Annotated in this window: 31 protein-coding genes; 4 read left to right on the top strand and 27 right to left on the bottom strand. The window is 48.8% G+C overall.

Annotated features, from left to right (window positions below; genetic code table 11):
* Window positions 1-4 precede the first annotated feature (4 nt).
* The 27 genes from rpsD to rpsJ are packed head-to-tail and all read right to left on the bottom strand — an operon-like array spanning window position 5 to window position 12,207.
* Window positions 5-631 (bottom strand): 30S ribosomal protein S4, encoded by a 627-nt coding sequence (gene rpsD / locus QSJ47_RS01055; protein WP_285602141.1) that lies wholly within the window; start codon window positions 629-631, stop codon window positions 5-7.
* Window positions 632-640: 9 nt separating this feature from the next.
* Window positions 641-1,033: a 30S ribosomal protein S11 gene (gene rpsK / locus QSJ47_RS01050; RefSeq protein ID WP_221271859.1), complete on the bottom strand. Its 393-nt coding sequence runs from the start codon at window positions 1,031-1,033 to the stop codon at window positions 641-643.
* 10 nt (window positions 1,034-1,043) lie between these two features.
* A complete protein-coding gene (rpsM, locus tag QSJ47_RS01045) occupies window positions 1,044-1,406 on the bottom strand; it encodes a 30S ribosomal protein S13 (RefSeq protein WP_053829179.1) in 363 nt (120 codons plus the stop codon).
* Between the two features lie 2 nt (window positions 1,407-1,408).
* Window positions 1,409-1,522: a 50S ribosomal protein L36 gene (rpmJ, locus tag QSJ47_RS01040; RefSeq protein WP_006016749.1), complete on the bottom strand. Its 114-nt coding sequence runs from the start codon at window positions 1,520-1,522 to the stop codon at window positions 1,409-1,411.
* A 57-nt stretch (window positions 1,523-1,579) separates the two neighbouring features.
* Window positions 1,580-1,798: a translation initiation factor IF-1 gene (gene infA / locus QSJ47_RS01035; RefSeq protein ID WP_013890401.1), complete on the bottom strand. Its 219-nt coding sequence runs from the start codon at window positions 1,796-1,798 to the stop codon at window positions 1,580-1,582.
* 1 nt (window position 1,799) lies between these two features.
* Window positions 1,800-2,561 (bottom strand): type I methionyl aminopeptidase, encoded by a 762-nt coding sequence (gene map / locus QSJ47_RS01030; protein WP_221271857.1) that lies wholly within the window; start codon window positions 2,559-2,561, stop codon window positions 1,800-1,802.
* Window positions 2,561-3,820, bottom strand: coding sequence for a preprotein translocase subunit SecY (gene secY / locus QSJ47_RS01025; RefSeq protein WP_221271856.1), 1,260 nt, complete (start codon window positions 3,818-3,820; stop codon window positions 2,561-2,563). The genes map and secY overlap by 1 nt, the downstream gene beginning before the upstream one ends.
* On the bottom strand, window positions 3,820-4,224 hold the full coding sequence (rplO, locus tag QSJ47_RS01020; protein WP_221271853.1) for a 50S ribosomal protein L15: 405 nt from the start codon (window positions 4,222-4,224) through the stop codon (window positions 3,820-3,822). Before rplO ends, secY begins: the two co-directional genes overlap by 1 nt.
* Window positions 4,225-4,233: 9 nt before the next feature.
* Window positions 4,234-4,674: a 30S ribosomal protein S5 gene (rpsE, locus tag QSJ47_RS01015; RefSeq protein ID WP_015106535.1), complete on the bottom strand. Its 441-nt coding sequence runs from the start codon at window positions 4,672-4,674 to the stop codon at window positions 4,234-4,236.
* A gap of 8 nt (window positions 4,675-4,682) precedes the next feature.
* Complete coding sequence (gene rplR, locus QSJ47_RS01010; protein ID WP_221271851.1) at window positions 4,683-5,039, bottom strand: 50S ribosomal protein L18; 357 nt, start codon at window positions 5,037-5,039, stop codon at window positions 4,683-4,685.
* A gap of 8 nt (window positions 5,040-5,047) precedes the next feature.
* Window positions 5,048-5,584, bottom strand: coding sequence for a 50S ribosomal protein L6 (gene rplF, locus QSJ47_RS01005; protein WP_221271850.1), 537 nt, complete (start codon window positions 5,582-5,584; stop codon window positions 5,048-5,050).
* Between the two features lie 9 nt (window positions 5,585-5,593).
* Window positions 5,594-5,989 carry a 30S ribosomal protein S8 gene (rpsH, locus tag QSJ47_RS01000; RefSeq protein WP_053827980.1) on the bottom strand — a complete coding sequence of 132 codons (396 nt, stop codon included), beginning with the start codon at window positions 5,987-5,989 and terminating at the stop codon, window positions 5,594-5,596.
* Window positions 5,990-5,998: 9 nt separating this feature from the next.
* Entirely contained in the window at window positions 5,999-6,184 is a 186-nt protein-coding gene (locus tag QSJ47_RS00995; protein WP_015106540.1) for a type Z 30S ribosomal protein S14, read from the bottom strand.
* Window positions 6,184-6,729 carry a 50S ribosomal protein L5 gene (gene rplE / locus QSJ47_RS00990; RefSeq protein WP_221271849.1) on the bottom strand — a complete coding sequence of 182 codons (546 nt, stop codon included), beginning with the start codon at window positions 6,727-6,729 and terminating at the stop codon, window positions 6,184-6,186. The genes QSJ47_RS00995 and rplE overlap by 1 nt, the downstream gene beginning before the upstream one ends.
* Before the next feature lie 4 nt (window positions 6,730-6,733).
* The gene (gene rplX / locus QSJ47_RS00985) at window positions 6,734-6,955 is read right to left on the bottom strand and encodes a 50S ribosomal protein L24 (protein WP_053827983.1); all 222 of its coding nucleotides are present in this window, start codon (window positions 6,953-6,955) and stop codon (window positions 6,734-6,736) included.
* A complete protein-coding gene (gene rplN / locus QSJ47_RS00980; RefSeq protein ID WP_015106543.1) occupies window positions 6,955-7,323 on the bottom strand; it encodes a 50S ribosomal protein L14 in 369 nt (122 codons plus the stop codon). Before rplN ends, rplX begins: the two co-directional genes overlap by 1 nt.
* Window positions 7,324-7,584, bottom strand: coding sequence for a 30S ribosomal protein S17 (gene rpsQ, locus QSJ47_RS00975; protein ID WP_053827984.1), 261 nt, complete (start codon window positions 7,582-7,584; stop codon window positions 7,324-7,326). It lies immediately after the preceding gene.
* 2 nt (window positions 7,585-7,586) lie between these two features.
* A complete protein-coding gene (gene rpmC, locus QSJ47_RS00970; protein ID WP_053827985.1) occupies window positions 7,587-7,775 on the bottom strand; it encodes a 50S ribosomal protein L29 in 189 nt (62 codons plus the stop codon).
* On the bottom strand, window positions 7,762-8,187 hold the full coding sequence (rplP, locus tag QSJ47_RS00965; protein ID WP_221271848.1) for a 50S ribosomal protein L16: 426 nt from the start codon (window positions 8,185-8,187) through the stop codon (window positions 7,762-7,764). The genes rpmC and rplP overlap by 14 nt, the downstream gene beginning before the upstream one ends.
* A 2-nt stretch (window positions 8,188-8,189) precedes the next feature.
* Window positions 8,190-8,894 carry a 30S ribosomal protein S3 gene (gene rpsC, locus QSJ47_RS00960; protein ID WP_285602140.1) on the bottom strand — a complete coding sequence of 235 codons (705 nt, stop codon included), beginning with the start codon at window positions 8,892-8,894 and terminating at the stop codon, window positions 8,190-8,192.
* Complete coding sequence (gene rplV / locus QSJ47_RS00955; protein ID WP_053830718.1) at window positions 8,895-9,221, bottom strand: 50S ribosomal protein L22; 327 nt, start codon at window positions 9,219-9,221, stop codon at window positions 8,895-8,897. It abuts the gene before it with no gap.
* A 30-nt stretch (window positions 9,222-9,251) separates the two neighbouring features.
* Window positions 9,252-9,533 (bottom strand): 30S ribosomal protein S19, encoded by a 282-nt coding sequence (gene rpsS, locus QSJ47_RS00950; RefSeq protein WP_053827988.1) that lies wholly within the window; start codon window positions 9,531-9,533, stop codon window positions 9,252-9,254.
* Window positions 9,533-10,363, bottom strand: a complete 831-nt coding sequence (rplB, locus tag QSJ47_RS00945) for a 50S ribosomal protein L2 (RefSeq protein WP_285602139.1) — start codon at window positions 10,361-10,363, stop codon at window positions 9,533-9,535. The genes rpsS and rplB overlap by 1 nt, the downstream gene beginning before the upstream one ends.
* A gap of 9 nt (window positions 10,364-10,372) precedes the next feature.
* Window positions 10,373-10,654 carry a 50S ribosomal protein L23 gene (locus QSJ47_RS00940; RefSeq protein WP_053829906.1) on the bottom strand — a complete coding sequence of 94 codons (282 nt, stop codon included), beginning with the start codon at window positions 10,652-10,654 and terminating at the stop codon, window positions 10,373-10,375.
* A 2-nt stretch (window positions 10,655-10,656) separates the two neighbouring features.
* Window positions 10,657-11,277, bottom strand: a complete 621-nt coding sequence (gene rplD / locus QSJ47_RS00935) for a 50S ribosomal protein L4 (RefSeq protein ID WP_221271845.1) — start codon at window positions 11,275-11,277, stop codon at window positions 10,657-10,659.
* Complete coding sequence (gene rplC, locus QSJ47_RS00930) at window positions 11,277-11,861, bottom strand: 50S ribosomal protein L3 (protein ID WP_221271843.1); 585 nt, start codon at window positions 11,859-11,861, stop codon at window positions 11,277-11,279. Before rplC ends, rplD begins: the two co-directional genes overlap by 1 nt.
* 31 nt (window positions 11,862-11,892) lie before the next feature.
* The gene (rpsJ, locus tag QSJ47_RS00925) at window positions 11,893-12,207 is read right to left on the bottom strand and encodes a 30S ribosomal protein S10 (protein ID WP_015106554.1); all 315 of its coding nucleotides are present in this window, start codon (window positions 12,205-12,207) and stop codon (window positions 11,893-11,895) included.
* A 136-nt stretch (window positions 12,208-12,343) separates the two neighbouring features.
* Between rpsJ and QSJ47_RS00920 the strand changes: the two genes are divergently transcribed.
* From QSJ47_RS00920 to QSJ47_RS00905, 4 genes are all read left to right on the top strand, one after another.
* Entirely contained in the window at window positions 12,344-13,399 is a 1,056-nt protein-coding gene (locus tag QSJ47_RS00920) for an ATP-binding protein (protein ID WP_285602138.1), read from the top strand.
* Between the two features lie 54 nt (window positions 13,400-13,453).
* Window positions 13,454-14,539 (top strand): flavodoxin-dependent (E)-4-hydroxy-3-methylbut-2-enyl-diphosphate synthase, encoded by a 1,086-nt coding sequence (gene ispG / locus QSJ47_RS00915; RefSeq protein ID WP_221271835.1) that lies wholly within the window; start codon window positions 13,454-13,456, stop codon window positions 14,537-14,539.
* Window positions 14,526-15,725: a 2,3,4,5-tetrahydropyridine-2,6-carboxylate N-succinyltransferase gene (locus tag QSJ47_RS00910; RefSeq protein WP_285602137.1), complete on the top strand. Its 1,200-nt coding sequence runs from the start codon at window positions 14,526-14,528 to the stop codon at window positions 15,723-15,725. Before ispG ends, QSJ47_RS00910 begins: the two co-directional genes overlap by 14 nt.
* Before the next feature lie 107 nt (window positions 15,726-15,832).
* The gene (locus QSJ47_RS00905) at window positions 15,833-16,843 is read left to right on the top strand and encodes a tetratricopeptide repeat protein (protein WP_285602354.1); all 1,011 of its coding nucleotides are present in this window, start codon (window positions 15,833-15,835) and stop codon (window positions 16,841-16,843) included.
* The last annotated feature ends 39 nt before the right edge of the window (window positions 16,844-16,882 follow it).

Below are 16,882 nucleotides of genomic sequence, written 5' to 3'. Positions count from 1 at the left end.
GCCCCTATTTTGAGTAAAGTTCAACAATCAGGCGTTCTTCAATGGGGATTGCCACTTCATCTCTCTCAGGGTAGCGGGTGAAAATCCCAAATTTTTTATCCTGATCCACATCAATCCAAGCGACCATCCCCGTTTGTTTGCTAAGCTCAATGGAGCGTAAAATTTGGGGGTTTTCCTTGCTTTTTTCAATCAGTTCGATTTTTTGCCCGTGCTTGATGAAGGCTGAGGGGATGTCCATGCGCTTGCCATCTACCAAGATATGCCCGTGCGTAACTAATTGGCGCGCAAAAGAGCGGGTGGTGGCAAAGCCCATGCGATAGACAACATTGTCCAAGCGACGTTCCAACAAGCGGACTAAATTCTCCCCCGTGTTGCCCTCCATGCGGTTTGCCTCTCTAAAAATGGAGCGGAATTGTTTTTCCGAAATCCCGTACATGGCTTTGGCTTTTTGTTTTTCTCTTAATTGCAAGCCGTAATCCGAGATTTTGCCCCGTCTTTGCCCGTGCTGCCCCGGGCCATAGGCGCGTTTGTCTAACGCGCTCTTGCCGCTTAAGCGTCGCTCGCCCTTTAGGGCTAAAGAAATCCCAAAACGGCGCTCTAACTTCTCAACTGCACCTCTGTATCTTGCCATGCTTGCTCCTTACACTCTTCTTCTCTTAGGGGGGCGGCAACCATTGTGCGCTAGGGGGGTGATGTCCTTAATCCAAAGGACTTTAATGCCCTCCACACTGCCCACGCTTTTAATGGCGGTTTCACGCCCAGAGCCCGGGCCCTGCACCTTGATCCCCACTTCTTTAAGCCCATGTTCTTTGGCTTTCATCATCGCGCTCTCTACGGCTTGTTGGGCGGCGTAAGGGGTGGATTTTTTAGACCCCCTAAAGCCTAGCCCGCCTGCTGTCGCCCAACAAATGACATTACCCATTTCGTCTGTAATGGTGATGTTCGTGTTGTTGAAGGAAGCACAGATATAAACCACACCTTTAGCGATGTTCTTTTTAACAACGCGTTTTTTTGTCCCAACTCGTTTTGCCATTCACGCTCCCTTATTTGCTGCCCACGGTTTTTTTCTTGCCTTTGCGGGTGCGGGCGTTGTTTTTCGTGGTTTGTCCGCGAACCGGCAAGCCCTTGCGGTGGCGGATGCCCCGATAACTGCCTAAATCCATCAGTGCCTTAATGTCCATTTGCACCTTTTTACGCAAATCCCCCTCCACGACATAATTGGCTTGGATTTCTTTGGTGATGCTAGAGATTTCGTCCTCGCTCAATTCATGCACCCTTTTATCCAAAGAGATTTGCACTTTGGCAAGAATGTCTCTAGAGCTTTTCAAGCCCACGCCGTAAATGTAGGTTAAAGCGTATTCAACCCGTTTCTTTTTGGGTAAATCTACCCCTGCAATGCGTGCCATGTCTATCCTTGTCTTTGTTTGTGTTTGGGCGTAACGCAAATCACACGGATCACGCCCCGCCTTTTAATGACCTTGCATTTGTCGCACATTTTCTTAACAGAAGGTCTAACTTTCATTGAAATCTCCTTAAGCAAAACTTCTATTCTAACTATCTTTGGTTAGAACTAACTTAATCACTTGTAGCGGAAAGTGATCCGCCCTTTATCCAAACTATAGGGGGTGAGCTCCAAACGCACCCGATCGCCTAGAGCAATGCGGATATAGTGCATCCGCATTTTGCCCGAAATCCGGCACAACACGATATGTTTGTTCTCCAACTCCACTTTAAAGGTGGCGTTAGGCAAACACTCGATCACCCGTCCATCCACCTCGATCACATCGTCTTTTGCCACTTTAAGCCTCCGTTAAAATTTGCGCTTTTTTACCCACCATCGCGATGGTGTGTTCGTAATGGCTCGTGTTTAACCCGTCTGTGGAAACCACGCTCCATTTGTCTTTTAAGATTTTAGGATTGCCCTCTTTTTGGCACACCATCGGCTCAAGACAAAACACCATGCCCTCTTTGATCTTAGGGCCGCTCTTGGGGTTTGCCTGTGGGGCTAGGTAGTTGGGGATTTGCGGTTCTTCGTGTGGTCTTTTGCCAATCCCATGCCCGCAAAAGTCCAACAAGGGCACAAACCCCCTTTTAGTGATCTCTTGCTCTAATAGAAAACTCACTTCTTTAAAGTGCATGCCCACTTTAAGCTGAGAAATGGCGGCGTATAAGCTCTCTTTGGCACAAGCGATTAAGGCTTGGTCTTTTTCTGTGGCTTGCCCGATGGCTAGGGTGATCGCCGCGTCCCCAAAGTAGCCTGCAACACACGCGCCCAAGTCCAGCCCCACAATGTCGCCTTCTTGGAGTTTATAATCTGTGGGGATGCCGTGGATCACCACTTCATTGAGCGACACACAAAGGCTATTAGGAAAGCCATACAGCCCCTTAAACGCCGGCTTGCCCCCCAGTTTGTGGATATTCTCTTCAGCTAAAGCGTCTAACTCCAGTAGGCTCACCCCAACCTTAGCTTTTTCTTTCAAGAGTTTTAAAGTCTGCCCCACCACTTGCCCGGCTTTGGCTAAAAGGGCAAGTTCTTTAGAGTTTCTAAGGGCAATTGCCATTAAAAGCCCACAGCGCTTAGGGTTTTGTATTTACTCATATACACCTGTGCTTCGATCTTTTTCATGGTATCAATCGCCACTTGCACCACAATCAGCACCGCCGTGCCCCCAAAGTAGAAAGGCACGCCCATGGCTTTGACCAAAATCCAAGGCAAGGTAGAGATGAGAGCCAAATACAAAGAGCCCCAAAAGGTGAGCCGGCTTGCCACGGTGTTTAAGAAATTCGCCGTACCCTCCCCGGGCCTTAAGCCGGCGATAAAGCCCCCATTGCGTTTTAAATTGTCCGCAATGTCCTTAGCGTTAAACACAATGGACGAATAAAAGTAGGCAAAGAAGATGATGAGTAGAAACATCAAGATATTGTAAGCGTAGCCATGGGGGTTTAGAAAGTCGGCGATGGCTTGCAAAATCTTATTTGAAGAGGCTTGTAAAATCGTGGAGGGGAACACTAAGAGAGCGGAGGCAAAAATGGGGGGGATCACCCCGCTTAAGTTTAACTTAATGGGGATGTAGTTCATGATCCGCTTGTTTTGATTCTGCATAACCACCTTACGGGCGTAAGAGATGGGGATACGCCGCTCGGCTAATTCTACATAGATGATTGCAAAAATAGTCGCCAACACGATCACCACAATGCCGATCAACACCAAGACATTGATGACCCCGGTATTGACTAGGTTAAAAGTCCCGGCAATGGCGTGCGGAATGCCCGAGACAATCCCAGCAAAGATGATTAAACTAATGCCATTACCCACGCCCCGCTGTGTGATCTGCTCGCCAATCCACATTAAAAGCATGGTGCCCGTAAGCATAGAAAAAGTGGCGATCAACAAGAAAGTTTGCATAGGCACCATGATCGCCCCATTGTGCCCATGCCCGATGCTTCTTAGCCCAAAGGACACGCTCACGGCTTGGATCACGGTGATCCCGATCGTGGCGTAACGCACGATTTGCATGTATTTTTGCATGCCATCGCGTTCTTTTTTCATTTTGGCTAAATTGGGGAAAGTGGCGCTTAAAAGCTCCATGATGATCGAAGAGGTGATGTAGGGCATGATGCCTAGCGAGATGATGCTAAGGCGGCTCACAGCGTTGCCACTAAACATATTAAAGAGCCCTAAAGCGTTGCTTGAGTTGCTGTCAAAAAAAGATTTGATGGCTGCCAAATCCACTCCCGGGATAGGGACATAGGCTAAAACCCTGTAAAGAAAGAGATAGCCTAGTGTGATGAAAATCTTAGTGGCAATGGCTTTTGTCATTATTTTTGTCCGCTAGTGGTGATTCTCTCGTCTTGGATTTTAGAGGCTAGCTCTTTTGCCCCTTGGCCTATCAACTTCACTTTTTCAATGTAGCTTGGGAAGGGATGGACTTGTTTAATCAGCTCCAAACTCAAGGTTTCTAGCTTTAAAATCTCGGGGTGTTTAGAAACATTAATGCTATAAGTGAGCCCCTTTGTGCGGCTTTTAAAGCCCACTTTAGGCAAGCGGCGTTGCAAGGGTTGTTGCCCGCCCTCAAAGCCGCGTTTTTGTTTGTAGCCGGTGCGGGCTGTCTGCCCCTTGCCCCCACGGGTGGAAGTCTTGCCCATGCCAGAGCCCTGACCCCTGCCGACTCGCTTGGTGTTTTTCACACTCCCTTTAGCGGGGCGTAAATTTTCTAATGCCATGAAAACTCCTTAACCCTTGATTCTTGCCAAAGCGTCAAAAGTCGCCCGGACCACATTGTAAGGGTTGTTAGACCCTAAAGACTTCGTCAAAATGTCTTTAATGCCCGCTAGCTCGATCATAGGGCGGGTAGAACCGCCGGCGATGATGCCCGTACCTTCGCTGGCGGGTTTTAAAAGGATTTTGCTCGCGTTGTATTTTTGCTCGATGTCATGCGCGATGGTTGTGCCTTTAATTTTCACTTCAATGATGTTTTTAAACGCGTCATCGACCGCCTTTTTAATGGCATCGGGCACTTCTCTAGCCTTGCCAAGCCCAAAGCCCACAAGCCCGTTTTTATTGCCCACCACCACTAAAGCGTTGAATCTAAAGCGCCGGCCCCCTTTGACGACCTTCGTCACCCGCCCGATATTCACCACGACTTCTTGAAATTCTTCTCTATTGATCTCCATGTCCATCCTTAAAGGGCGATGTTGTTTTCACGCAAAGTTTCGGCAAACGCCGCCACCACGCCGTGGTATAAATACCCATTGCGATCGAACACCACTTGCGTGATGCCCTTAGCTTGCAAGCTTTTGGCAAACTCTGTAGCGATTTTCTTGCTGTCTTCGATGTTCTTGCCAAAGCCTAGTTTCTTGCCATCCACATGGGCTAGGGTGTTGTGGTTGTTGTCGTCTATGGCTTGGGCGTAAAGGTGCTTGTTGGATTTAAAGACGCTTACGCGGGGGCGTTGCTCTGTGCCAAACACCTTTGAGCGTACCCGCATTTTGCGTTTAGCCCGTTGGGCTTTTTTCTTTTCTAACACATTTTTAGTCATGCTATCCCCTATTTCTTAGCGGTCTTACCGGCTTTGCGGATGATCACTTCGTCTTTGTATTTAATGCCCTTGCCTTTGTAAGGCTCAGGGGGGCGGAACGCCCGAATGTCGGCGGCGATCTGCCCGATTTGCTGTTTATTGCTCCCCTTGATGGTGATGGTGTTTTTATCCACCACCATATCCACGCCATCGGGGATGGGGTATTTCACTGGGTGGCTAAAGCCTAGGCTTAGCTCTAAAACCTTATGCCCTAGTGCGACTTTATAGCCCACGCCATTGACCTCGAGCACCTTGCTAAAGCCCTTGTCTAGCCCGGTTACGATGTTGCTTGCCAAAGCCCCATAAGTCCCCCAAAAGGCCTTGTCTTGGGCGTTTTCACCCACGGGCTCAAAGCGTAGAGTATTGCCCTCTAAAAGGATTTTCACCCGTCCGTGTGTTTCGAGCTCTTGGCTTATTTTTTGGTTTTTAAACACAAGTTTGGTGTGCTCCACGCTCACTTGCACCCCACTAGGGATATTGATGATTTTTTTACCAATTCTTGACATGCACTCTCCCTACCAAATGCTGCAAAGCACTTCACCGCCCACATTTTGTTTGTAGGCTTCTTCATTGGTGATGACCCCTTTGCTCGTGCTCACCACCACCACACCATAGCCATTTTTAAAGCGCTTCAACTCTTTAGACTGGCGATACACCCTACGGCCGGGCTTGCTTAGGCGTTTGATCTCATTGATGACCGCCTTGCCTTTTTCATCATACGCCAACTCCACAGAGATAAAAGGTTTGCCCTCTTTCTCCACCATGTGGAAATTGCTGATGAAGCCCCTTGCTTTAAAAATCTCTAGGATGGAGACCACGATTTTGGCGTAATAAAGCTCTGTAACCTCCAAACGCCGCATGCTCGCGTTGCGGATGCGTGTTAGAGAATCTGCCACAATGTCATTAACCATGTTATCCCCTTACCAACTAGCTTTTCTAAGGCCGGGGATCAAGCCCTCATTGCCCATTTTACGCAAACACACCCGGCACAAGCCAAAATCGCGATACACGGAGTGGGAACGCCCGCAGATGTTGCAACGGGTGTAGCCACGCACTTTAAATTTAGGTTTGCGGCGGGTTTTTGCAATGATTGATTTTTTAGCCATTAGCGTCCTTTCGCAAATGGCATTCCAAGTAATTCTAACAACTTAAATGCCTCCTTGTCGCTGTTTGTCGAAGTGATGATGGCGATGTTGAGCCCGTGGGTTACCATGATGTCGTCATAGACCACTTCGGGGAAAATGAGCTGTTCGTTTAGCCCAAAGCCGTAATTGCCCCGCCCATCAAAGCCGCTTTTAGACACGCCCCTAAAGTCCTTCACCCTAGGCAAAGCGATCACGATCAACTTTTCTAAGAAGTTATACATGACTTTGTTGCGTAAGGTAACCTTCACCCCCACCGCCATGCGTTCGCGGATTTTAAAGCCCGCCACGGACTTTTTCGCCATCGTGATGACCGCCTTTTGCCCGGCGATCAAAGAAAGGGTTTGGGCGATGTTTTGCATGATTTTCATGTCTTTGGCATAAGCCCCCGCCCCCACACTCAAAACGATTTTTTCGATTTTAGGGAGCAACATGGGGTTTTTAATGTTTAGCTCTTCGGCTAATTTACCCTTCACTTCTTTCTCATAGAAGCTTTTCAAGCCATACATACGCCTACTCCTCTTCTTTTTTCACATTCGAGATATGCATGGGCATTTCTTTAGAGAGATACCCGCCTTTGGGGTTGTCGTCCGTAGGCTTCATGCTTTTTTTCACAATTTTGCACCCCTCCACAACCACCATAGATTTTTTAGGATAAACCGCCAACACCTTGCCCACTTTGCCCTTGTCGTCCCCGGCAATGACCTTCACCAAGTCGCCTTTTTTAATCTGCATTAAAGCACCTCCGGAGCCAAAGAAATGATTTTCATGAAGTTTGCGTAACGCACTTCACGGCTCACGGGACCAAAAATGCGTGTGCCGATGGGATCTTTTTTGGCATCTAAGATCACCGCCGCATTGTCATCAAAGCGAATCAAAGAGCCATTGGGGCGTTGCACTTCTTTTTTGGTGCGGACAATCACGGCTTTCACCACCTGCCCTTTTTTCACCTTGCCATTGGGGATCGCTTTTTTCACAGAAGCCACGATCACATCGCCTACGCTGGCATAACGCCTATGGCTGCCCCCCAAGACTTTAATGCACATGATCTCTTTGCCACCGCTGTTGTCTGCCACCACTAACCTAGTGAAACTTTGGATCATTTACACTCCCTTAATGACGATTTCTTTGAGTGCAAAGGTTTTGGTTTTAGACACCGGCCTACACTCAATCGCGCTCACGAAATCCCCGACTTCTGCCTTGTTTTGGCGATCGTCGATGGTGTATTTCTTAAAGCGTTTGACAATTTTATGGTATTTTTGATGCACGACTTTGCGTTCCACCAAAATCACCACACTGCATGCATCGATGCGGCGTACCACCTTGCCCTGTATGGTGCGTTTATGGGCTTGTTTCTGTTCCATCATTAAGCCTTAAGGGCGTTTAGAGCCGTAGAAATGCGGGCAATGTCTTTACGCACCGCACGGATTTCACTAGGCTTGCTCAGCTGCATGGTTTTCAACTTCACCCGCAATTCAAAAAGCTCCAACTTCTTGGATTTCAGCAACTCTTGTAGTTGCTTTGTATCCTTGTCTTTCAACTCAGTAAACTTCATTTTCACTCTCTCTAGTCACAATTTTGGTTTTGAAAGGCAACTTCCTTTGCGCCAAAGTCAAAGCCTCTCTGGCCAAGCCCTCTTCAATGCCTAGCATTTCATAGACAATGCGTCCGGGCTTAATATTCATCACCCATTTTTCTACAGAGCCCTTACCCTTACCCATCCTCGTTTCTAGGGGTTTAGCGGTGAGGGGTTTATCGGGGAAGACCCTGATCCACACCTTACCCGCCCTTTTAATGTGGCGGGTCATCGCCACCCTAGCGGCTTCAATTTGGCGTGAGTCGATCCGTCCATGCTCAATGGCTTTAATGCCGATGTCGCCAAAGGCAAGGCTCGCACCGCGGTAAGACTTACCCCGGTTGCGCCCTTTCATTTGTTTGCGGTATTTGGTCTTTTTAGGCATCAACATGGCTATTCTCTCCCTCTTCTAGTGCGCGCTCTAGGGGCGCGTTCTTCATTTTCTTCGTGTTTTTCGGCTTGGATACCCTTGTGTAAAACTTCGCCTTTAAAGATCCACACTTTCACGCCTATATTGCCATACACGGTAAAGGCTTCGGCAAAGCCGTAGTCAATTTTAGCCCTTAGAGTGTGTAAGGGGACGCGTCCCTCCATATACCACTCAGTGCGCGCGATCTCTGCCCCGGCTAAACGCCCAGACACCCTCACTTTAATCCCCCGTGCCCCAGATTTCATGGCGGTTTGCATGACTTTTTTCATGGCGCGTCTAAAGGCGACCCGTTTTTCTAATTGTGTCGCCACATTCTCGGCGCAAAGTTGTGCGTCCGCTTGGGGGCGTTTAACTTCTTTGATATTGACCGCAATTTCTTTCTTAATCAAATTTTTCAAAGAAGTTTTGATTTTCTCAATATCCACGCCCTTTTTGCCAATGATGAGCCCAGGGCGCGCCGCCACCACAGTGATGCGTAATTTTTTCGCCGCCCTTTCGATCAAAATCTCGCTCACGCCAGCGTAGTAAAGCTCTTTTTTAAGGAATTTGCGGATGCGGTAGTCTTCTTCAATGTTTGCCACCGCCACATTGCTGCTAGGAAACCAGCGAGAAGTCCAGTTGCGGTTAATGCCTAATCTTAAACCAATAGGATTGACCTTTTGTCCCATTTAGTTTTGCCCTCCCTTGCCCACTTCAACTAGAATGTGTGCGGTGGGCTTTCTAATGGAAGTGGCACGCCCTCTAGCTCTTGGCATGTGTCTTCTTAACACGGGACCTGCATCCACACGGCAGCTTAAAACTTCCACTTCTTTGGAGTCATGCCCGCCATTATAAACCGCTGCGCTGATCACCCTTGAGAGCATGCGGGCGGCTTTGTTGGGGGTGAATTCTAAACGGGCGATCGCCACTTCGGCGTTCATGCCTTGCACTTGTCTAGCGAGCAGCCTTGCCTTGGTGGGGGATAGTCGGGTGTATCTAAGGGTTGCCCTACTCATTTGCTTTCCTTTGTGTGTTGTTGTGCCATGTTATTTACCTATCTTTTTTTGCACGGTGCCTTTATGCCCCTTAAAAGTCCTTGTGGGGGCAAATTCGCCCAGTTTATAGCCCACATGGTTTTCTGTGATATAAACAGGGATAAAGATACGCCCATTATGCACATTGTAGGTCAGCCCAATCATGTCGGGGAGAATGGTGCTTCTTCTTGACCATGTTTTAATGGGGCGATTGTCTTTTTTGGCTTTGTGTTTGAGAGTCTTGTCCATCAGGTGCTTATCCACAAAAGGACCTTTTTTAATTGACCTTCCCATTATTTGCCTTTCTTGCGTGAAATGATCAAGCGATCGCTTGCTTTTTTGCGTCTGGTTTTATAGCCTTTAGCTGGAGTGCCCCAAGGCGATACGGGGTGTCCGCTAGAGCCCGTTTTACCCTCACCACCGCCATGGGGGTGATCGACTGGGTTCATGGCAGAGCCCCTAGTTTGTGGCCTAATGCCTCTGTGGCGGTTGCGTCCGGCTTTACCGATGTTGGTGTTGATGAAGTCCTCATTGCCCACCACGCCAATGCTCGCCATGCACTCGCTCAAAATATAACGCATTTCGCCACTGGGCATGCGTAAGATGGTGTATTTATCCTCACGCCCCATGATTTGTGCGCTCATGCCCGCACTTCTAGCCAGCTGTCCGCCAGCCCCGGGGTGCATTTCAATGTTATGCACGATGGTACCAATGGGGATACTTCTAAGTTTCATGGCAAAGCCGGGTTTGATGTCTAGCCCGCCCTCAGCTGCGATCACAATGTCGCCCACTTTCAAGCCACTGGGCTGTAAAATGTAGCGTTTATCGCCGTCTGGATACACGATGAGCGCAATCCTTGAGTTGCGGTAAGGGTCGTATTCGATCGCCGCCACCTTGCCCTCAATGCCGAATTTATTGCGTTTGAAGTCAATGATTCGATAAAGCTTTTTCGCCCCTGCTTCTTTGTGGCGGCTGGTGATCCGCCCTTGGTTGTTGCGTCCGGCGTGGGCGGGGAGTTTGACTAAAAGTTTTTTCACGCTCGCTTTAGCGGTGATGTCGCTTGAGCTTAAGCCGCTCATAAAGCGGCGGCTGGGGGTGTAGGGTTTGTAGGTTTTAATCGCCATATTCTGTCCTTATGCGCTCAAAGCGGTGATGTTTGCGTCTTTGGGGACTTTGACATAGAACTTTTTATAGCCATTGCGTTGCCCCATTCTGCCCTTAAAGCGTTTCACCTTGCCCTCTTGCCTGAGTGAATTGATTTTTAAAGGCACGAAGCCAAAGTAATCTTTAAAGATCGCCTTGAGCTGGTTTTTGCTGACACCCATTGTGGTTTGCACCACAATCACCCCATTTTCTTGCATGGATAGGGATTTTTCGGTGTAAAGAATGGATTTGATGTCTGTGATGTCTGCCATTCTCATTCTCCTTCATGTGCTTTGATGAGCGCCTCAAAGGCGGCTTTTTCCACCACCACTGCCCCAAAGGCGGCGATCCAATAGGCATTCACTTCGCTCGTTTCAAGCAAGTAGCAATTTTTGAGATTCCTAAAGGCTAAATAATTGCCCTCATCTAATGCCCTTGTGATGAGTAGGACATCTCTAAAGCCTAGGTTTTTCACAAAGGCACTTGCGTCCTTAGTTTTCTTGCTGGGGATGTCGATTTGATCCACCACCACCAAGTTATGATTTAGGGCTTTTTGGGCTAGGGCGTATTCTAAAGCGAGTCTTTTTTGCTTTTTGTTGATCTTGAGATCGTAGTTGCGGTTGTTGGTCGCCCCGTGGCTCACACCCCCCCCCACAAACACGGGAGAAGTGATGCTGCCTGCCCTTGCGCGTCCGCCGCCTTTTTGATTCCAAGGTTTGCGTCCGCCCCCACTCACTTCGCCGCGGTTTTTGCTCTTGGCGGTGTTGGCACGGGCTAGGGCGCGGTAGTGTTTAATGTATAAATAAAGATTGTGCTCTTTAATGTCCTTGAAGCGCTCGGGCAAATCTAATTGCCCGACTTCTTGACACTGCTGGTCTAAGACTCTTGCTTTCATTACTTCCCTTTCTGGATGCTGATCCTGCCATACGCTCCGCTGTAGCCGGCCACAGAACCTTTCAGCACCAAAATTTTGCTCTCTTTGTTAAAAGACAGGACTTCGTTATGGCATGTAACCTTCTCATTGCCATAATGCCCTGCCATTTTCTTGCCTTTTTGCACGCGTCCGGGCCACTCTCTGTTACCAATAGAGCCTAGCCGGCGGTGAAAGCGGCTGCCATGTGCGGCTGGGCCCCCTTGAAAGTTCCAGCGTTTCATCGCGCCGCTAAAGCCACGCCCCTTAGTGTAAAAGGTGGCTTTAATACGGGCGGCGTTTTCTAAAGGCTCTAAGCTCAAATCGCCCAAGTCTTGTGCCTGCCCTTGCAAAGTCGCAAAGTGGTTGAACTCTGCACTCAAGTTATACTTTTTTTGTTGCCCGGCAATGGCTTTGTTGTGGGTTTTATGTAGGGGGTAGGCGACTAGAAGTTGTCCGCCCTCTTTGACCTCACAGACCTTGCTATCTAGGATTTTCAGCAAGGTTACGGGCGTGCTGTTTGCACCCACAACACGGCTCATTCCAATTTTCTGCACTAGGTATTCCATTTACTCTCCAATAAAAATTGCGTTTGAAGCGTTACTTCGCCTCCATTGAAGTAACTTCTACATCCACTTCAGGGGCTAAATCTAATTTCATCAGGCTATCCACGGTTTCAGGGGTGGCGGCCATGATGTCGATCAAACGGCTATGTACCCGTATTTCAAACTGCTCTCTAGAGTCTTTGTTGATATGAGGGGAGCGCAGCACCGTGTAACGCCTGTTTCTTGTGGGTAGGGGGATGGGGCCCCTGATCTCTGAGCCAGAGCGTTTGACCGCTTCCACAATCGCCACCACCGAACGATCCAAAACCCTATGATCGTAGGCTTTGAGCTTGAGTCGTATTTTTTCCATTAAAATCCTTAGCAAATTTAAAAGCCTTGATTATAGGCTAAAAACGCCCACAAGTCAAGGCAAAAGCCCCCATTTAGCGTAACTTGCCCTTTTAATTTTATCCTTCTTATAAGGATAAATATACTAGAATTTAAACATGCCCTATCCCATGCTAGAGAGCCTTTTAGAAAACCCCCTGCAAGCCAAAAATCTCAAACCTAGAGATATTTTAATCAAGCCCAACACCTTACTTTATGGGGGCGTGAAGGCAGGCAAGAGCTCTTTAGCCCTACTAAACGCCGCTAACTACAAACGCCCCATGTTTGTGGATTGCACGGATGAACGCTTAAACTTAGCCGAGCTTTTTAAAGCCCTGCCTTTATTTTGCCAAGATAAAAGCGTGGATTTACTCATTTTGAAGCACCCCACACCCCCCATGCCCCCCTTAAACACCCCCACAATTTTAATCCAAAGCACGCCCCAAACCCCCCCCAAAGGCTTTAAAACCCAAGCCATTTTGCCTTTAAGTTTTGCCGAGTTTGTGCGCTTTCACAAGAAAGAGCCAGAGACACTGCTAGCCCGTTTTTTAAAAGAAGGCAATTTGCCCGAACTGCTCTTTTGCCTCCCAAATGAAATCGCCCTTAAAAAACAAGCCCTTTACGCCCTAGCTTTTAAAGACAAAGCCCCCCTATTTAAAGCCCTGCTGCCTTATCAAGCTAGAAGCCTAAGCACCCACCACCTTTACACCCAGCTTAAAAAGAGCCTAAAAATCTCCAAAGACCACCTTTATGCCTTCATCGCCTTTTTGCAAGCAAGCCACACCCTTTTAAGCCTAGCTAGCTTTAAGGCAACCCGCCCTAAACTCTACTTTTACGATTTTTCTCTGCCCTACGCCTTTAGCTACACCCACCCCCTGCCCCCCGTGTTTGAAAACATGCTTGCTTTAGAATTAATCCGCCACTTTGGCGTAACGCAAATTTCTTGCCACTACAACGCCTTTTTAGTAGCTGAAAAATACCTATGTATCCCCAGCCCCTTTCCAACCCCAGAGCAATTAGAGCACGCCCTGCCCTTGCTTTTAAAGGGCATGCCAAGCCCCCTTCATGTGTGGGTTATTACAATCAACACCACCTTAAAGGGGACTTGTGGCAAGCAGGCTTGGCAAGCTTGCCCCTTCACCCATTTTTGCCTACAAGTCTTGCCCGCCCTTTAGCTCTATCTCATGCATTTTAGGTTAAACTCGCCCTTTATGCAAAGGACTTAAAGCATGCGCCCTCGTTTTGCCACAAAGCAAATTTTTATCAGCTCCACCCCCATAGGGGGCAATGCCCCCATCAGCACGCAGAGCATGGCCTACAGCCAAACCTGCGACATACAAGCCACAAAGGCACAAATCGATCGCTTGAAGCTTGCGGGGGCTGACTTTGTGCGGGTGGCGGTGCGTCATAAAAAGGACGCAAACGCCCTAAAAGAGCTTAAAAAAGTCGCCAGTTTGCCTTTAATCGCCGACATACACTTCCACCACCATTTGGCCCTAATCGCCGCTGAAAGCGTGGATGCGATCCGCATCAATCCGGGCAATATCGGCGCAGTCGAAAACATTAGAGCGGTGGCTAAAGCGTGCAATGAGCGTAATTTACCTATTCGAATCGGGGTGAATGGGGGGAGTTTAGAAAAGCCCTTTGAGCTCAAATACGGGGCAACGCCAGAGGGCATGGTGCAATCTGCCCTTTATAACATTAAGCTTTTAGAAGATGTGGGCTTTAGCAATATCAAAGTCTCTTTAAAGGCGAGCGATGTGGAGCGGACAATCCAAGCTTACGAGAAGTTACGCCCCCTAACGCCTTATCCTTTTCACTTAGGCGTTACTGAAGCAGGCAGCTTGTTTCACTCCAGCATTAAAAGCGCGATGGCTTTAGGGCATTTGTTGAGAGAAGGGATCGGGGACACCATTAGGGTGTCGATCACAGGGGAGCTTGAAGAAGAGATTAAAGTCGCTAAGGCGATTTTGCGTTACAGCGGACGGCAAAAAGAGGGGATCACCTTTATTTCTTGCCCGACTTGCGGACGCATTGAGTCTAATTTAGTCGCTTTAATGGCACAGGTGGAGCAAAGATTGGCCCACATTAAAATCCCCTTAGATGTGAGCGTGATGGGCTGTGTGGTGAATGCTCTAGGCGAAGCCAAGCACGCCGACATTGCGATCGCCTTTGGCAAGAAAAGCGGCTTGATTATCAAAAAAGGGCAGGTGATCCACAAACTTCCCGAAGACCAGCTCCTAGAAACCTTTGTTAAAGAAGTGCAAGAATTAGCCACACAACACCAACACGAGGACAACCATGCAAAACTTTAAACGCTTTGTCGATGACTTCCAAAACTCCCCCGACTATAAAAAGCCCCTAGCCTTTGGGATCGCCAAAATCCAGCACGGGCAACACACAGGCAAGCCCTTATGCGCCACCTATCCCGTGCTAAATTGGGGCGAGGCATTGGGGGCGTATGCGGTGTTTAAAGAGGCGAGCAAGTCCGCCCCGCCTTTAAGCGAATCTGTAAGCGAAGCCGTTTATGGGGTGGATGTCGCCTTTATCCAAAAAGCCTTAGAGTTGTTTAAGCCCTTTTTAGCCGAGAGTTTGGGGGCACACAAGCACCCCAATATCCAAGTGCTCTTAGAATTGCAACGCGCCCAGTTATACAGCCAGAGCCCCAAACAAGAACAGCTTTACAATTACCATTTTGTGCTGCTTTATGAGGACAAGCCCTGCCAAAGCCTAGAGAGCGTCTATATGAAACTCTTAGCCCTATCTCTAGGCAAAGCCCCTTTAAGAAGTTTAAACTTAGAGGGCATTTTTGGGCTATTGCCTAATGTGGCTTGGAGTGGCAACATTGCTTACGAGTTGGAGTATTTACGCACACAAGAGATCGCCCTAAAGGTGCATGGCAGCTACCCGTCCATTGACTTCATAGACAAATTCCCCCGCTATCTCATGCAAGTTTTACCCCAAGTGGATAATATCCGCCTGCTGGACAGCGCTAAGGCACGCTTTGGAGCATATCTTGGCAAGGGCGGTTACACCCAAATGCCCGGAGCCAGTTACATTAACTTTAACGCCGGCGTGGAGGGGGCGTGCATGAACGAGGGGCGGATCAGCTCTTCGGTGATGGTGGGCGAGGGCACGGACATAGGCGGCGGGGCAAGCGTTTTAGGTGTGCTGAGTGGAGGCAATAGTGAGCCCATTAGCATAGGCAAAAACTGCTTACTTGGGGCTAACTCAGTGCTTGGCATAAGCCTAGGCGATGGGTGTATTTTAGATGCCGGGATTGGGGTTTTAGCCGGGACAATCTTTGAAATCGCCCCCAAAGACTTAGAGAAATTGCAAGAGATGAACCCCGGCTTTAAGCCTAAAGAGAGCGGGCTTTACAAGGGGGCAGAGCTGTCGGGGCTAAATGGCTTGCACTTTAGGCAAAATAGCCAAAATGGCAAGATGTGTGCGCTGGCAAGCAAGCGGCACATACCGCTCAACACGAATTTACACCACTAGGGGGCGTTATGCGTGCTAAATTGTTTTTGGCATTTTTGGCATTTTTGGGCTTTTTAGTGGCGGCAGGGAACACCCCACAAGGTGCAACGACCCAAGGGGCGCAAAACATGCAAGGGACGCAAAATGCGCCCTCCCAAAACACCCCTTCCGCCCAAGCACAACCCGCCCAACCCCCTACCCGCTTTGCCCCCACCACTCCCGGCACGCCACCCCCACGCACACAACCACCCATGAACGACCGCTTAACCCCCCCCACTCTCGCCCAAGACGCTTTGAGTGCGGGCATAGCGGCGATTAAGGCGGCGGATTATAAAAGTGCGTTTCGGCTCTTTGTCAAGTCCTGCGATCAGGGCAACCCTGCCGGGTGCTTTGCGGTGGGCACGATGTATGCCAATGGCGTGGGGATACAGACAGACCCAGAAAAAGCCACCCGCTACTATGAGCTAGGCTGCAGTGGGGGGGATGCGAGTGCGTGCGCAGACTTAGCCCAAACCTACGACTACAAACAAAACCCCACCCCCGATGATAAAGAAAAAGCTGCGCAACTCTATGCCGTGGGTTGCTCGGGGGGCAGTGTCTTGGCGTGCAATAATTTGGCGTGGATGTATGCCAATGGCGTGGGCGTGCCTAAAAATTATTACAAAGCCCTAGACTATTACAAATACGCTTGCGAAAATGGGAGCGATTTGGGCTGTTATAATTTGGGCTTGATGAGCAATGTTAAAAATATCTATGGCATTGACAAGGCGAAACTGAGCGATGTGGATTTGAACTATCTAGCCTGCAATGCCGGCGACATTCAAGGCTGCGCCAATTTGGGTTGGATTTACACCAAGGGCACGGAGGGCGTGCCTAAGAATAACTTTTACGCCGCCAAATATTTCCAAAAGGCTTGTGAAGGGGGCAATCTCTCCAGCTGTAATAATTTAGGCGTGCTTTATCAAAAGGGCTTGGGCGTGCCCCAAAACGACCAAAGGGCGTTAGATTTGTTCTCCTATGTGTGTAACTATGGCTTACAATCGGGGTGCGACAATTACGGGATTTTTAAAGAAAAACTTTTGCGGACAAACCCCAATTATGGGCGTTTGTTCCTGCCCCTAGACCCTAGTTTGCGTTAAAGGCATTTTAAACCTAGTGGCTCTATAATGGGGGGTTTT

Origin of the sequence: Helicobacter sp. NHP22-001 (genome assembly GCF_030270165.1) — a bacterium.
Lineage (GTDB): Bacteria > Campylobacterota > Campylobacteria > Campylobacterales > Helicobacteraceae > Helicobacter > Helicobacter gastrofelis.
Note: the sequence above shows the minus strand (reverse complement) of the source record. Positions and strands in the feature narration are given on the sequence as shown.

Excerpts from the sequence above, each read along its gene's own strand:
- rpsD (WP_285602141.1), bottom strand. The coding sequence starts at position 631 with ATGGCAAGATACAGAGGTGCAGTTGAGAAGTTAGAGCGCCGTTTTGGG.
- rpsK (WP_221271859.1), bottom strand. The coding sequence starts at position 1,033 with ATGGCAAAACGAGTTGGGACAAAAAAACGCGTTGTTAAAAAGAACATC.
- rpsM (WP_053829179.1), bottom strand. The coding sequence starts at position 1,406 with ATGGCACGCATTGCAGGGGTAGATTTACCCAAAAAGAAACGGGTTGAA.
- rpmJ (WP_006016749.1), bottom strand. The coding sequence starts at position 1,522 with ATGAAAGTTAGACCTTCTGTTAAGAAAATGTGCGACAAATGCAAGGTC.
- map (WP_221271857.1), bottom strand. The coding sequence starts at position 2,561 with ATGGCAATTGCCCTTAGAAACTCTAAAGAACTTGCCCTTTTAGCCAAA.
- secY (WP_221271856.1), bottom strand. The coding sequence starts at position 3,820 with ATGACAAAAGCCATTGCCACTAAGATTTTCATCACACTAGGCTATCTC.
- rplO (WP_221271853.1), bottom strand. The coding sequence starts at position 4,224 with ATGGCATTAGAAAATTTACGCCCCGCTAAAGGGAGTGTGAAAAACACC.
- rpsE (WP_015106535.1), bottom strand. The coding sequence starts at position 4,674 with ATGGAGATCAATAGAGAAGAATTTCAAGAAGTCGTGGTGAATATCGGG.
- rplR (WP_221271851.1), bottom strand. The coding sequence starts at position 5,039 with ATGACTAAAAATGTGTTAGAAAAGAAAAAAGCCCAACGGGCTAAACGC.
- rplF (WP_221271850.1), bottom strand. The coding sequence starts at position 5,584 with ATGTCAAGAATTGGTAAAAAAATCATCAATATCCCTAGTGGGGTGCAA.
- rpsH (WP_053827980.1), bottom strand. The coding sequence starts at position 5,989 with ATGGTTAATGACATTGTGGCAGATTCTCTAACACGCATCCGCAACGCG.
- QSJ47_RS00995 (WP_015106540.1), bottom strand. The coding sequence starts at position 6,184 with ATGGCTAAAAAATCAATCATTGCAAAAACCCGCCGCAAACCTAAATTT.
- rplE (WP_221271849.1), bottom strand. The coding sequence starts at position 6,729 with ATGTATGGCTTGAAAAGCTTCTATGAGAAAGAAGTGAAGGGTAAATTA.
- rplX (WP_053827983.1), bottom strand. The coding sequence starts at position 6,955 with ATGCAGATTAAAAAAGGCGACTTGGTGAAGGTCATTGCCGGGGACGAC.
- rplN (WP_015106543.1), bottom strand. The coding sequence starts at position 7,323 with ATGATCCAAAGTTTCACTAGGTTAGTGGTGGCAGACAACAGCGGTGGC.
- rpsQ (WP_053827984.1), bottom strand. The coding sequence starts at position 7,584 with ATGGAACAGAAACAAGCCCATAAACGCACCATACAGGGCAAGGTGGTA.
- rpmC (WP_053827985.1), bottom strand. The coding sequence starts at position 7,775 with ATGAAGTTTACTGAGTTGAAAGACAAGGATACAAAGCAACTACAAGAG.
- rplP (WP_221271848.1), bottom strand. The coding sequence starts at position 8,187 with ATGTTGATGCCTAAAAAGACCAAATACCGCAAACAAATGAAAGGGCGC.
- rpsC (WP_285602140.1), bottom strand. The coding sequence starts at position 8,894 with ATGGGACAAAAGGTCAATCCTATTGGTTTAAGATTAGGCATTAACCGC.
- rplV (WP_053830718.1), bottom strand. The coding sequence starts at position 9,221 with ATGAGTAGGGCAACCCTTAGATACACCCGACTATCCCCCACCAAGGCA.
- rpsS (WP_053827988.1), bottom strand. The coding sequence starts at position 9,533 with ATGGGAAGGTCAATTAAAAAAGGTCCTTTTGTGGATAAGCACCTGATG.
- rplB (WP_285602139.1), bottom strand. The coding sequence starts at position 10,363 with ATGGCGATTAAAACCTACAAACCCTACACCCCCAGCCGCCGCTTTATG.
- QSJ47_RS00940 (WP_053829906.1), bottom strand. The coding sequence starts at position 10,654 with ATGGCAGACATCACAGACATCAAATCCATTCTTTACACCGAAAAATCC.
- rplD (WP_221271845.1), bottom strand. The coding sequence starts at position 11,277 with ATGAAAGCAAGAGTCTTAGACCAGCAGTGTCAAGAAGTCGGGCAATTA.
- rplC (WP_221271843.1), bottom strand. The coding sequence starts at position 11,861 with ATGGAATACCTAGTGCAGAAAATTGGAATGAGCCGTGTTGTGGGTGCA.
- rpsJ (WP_015106554.1), bottom strand. The coding sequence starts at position 12,207 with ATGGAAAAAATACGACTCAAGCTCAAAGCCTACGATCATAGGGTTTTG.
- QSJ47_RS00920 (WP_285602138.1), top strand. The coding sequence starts at position 12,344 with ATGCCCTATCCCATGCTAGAGAGCCTTTTAGAAAACCCCCTGCAAGCC.
- ispG (WP_221271835.1), top strand. The coding sequence starts at position 13,454 with ATGCGCCCTCGTTTTGCCACAAAGCAAATTTTTATCAGCTCCACCCCC.
- QSJ47_RS00910 (WP_285602137.1), top strand. The coding sequence starts at position 14,526 with ATGCAAAACTTTAAACGCTTTGTCGATGACTTCCAAAACTCCCCCGAC.
- QSJ47_RS00905 (WP_285602354.1), top strand. The coding sequence starts at position 15,833 with ATGCAAGGGACGCAAAATGCGCCCTCCCAAAACACCCCTTCCGCCCAA.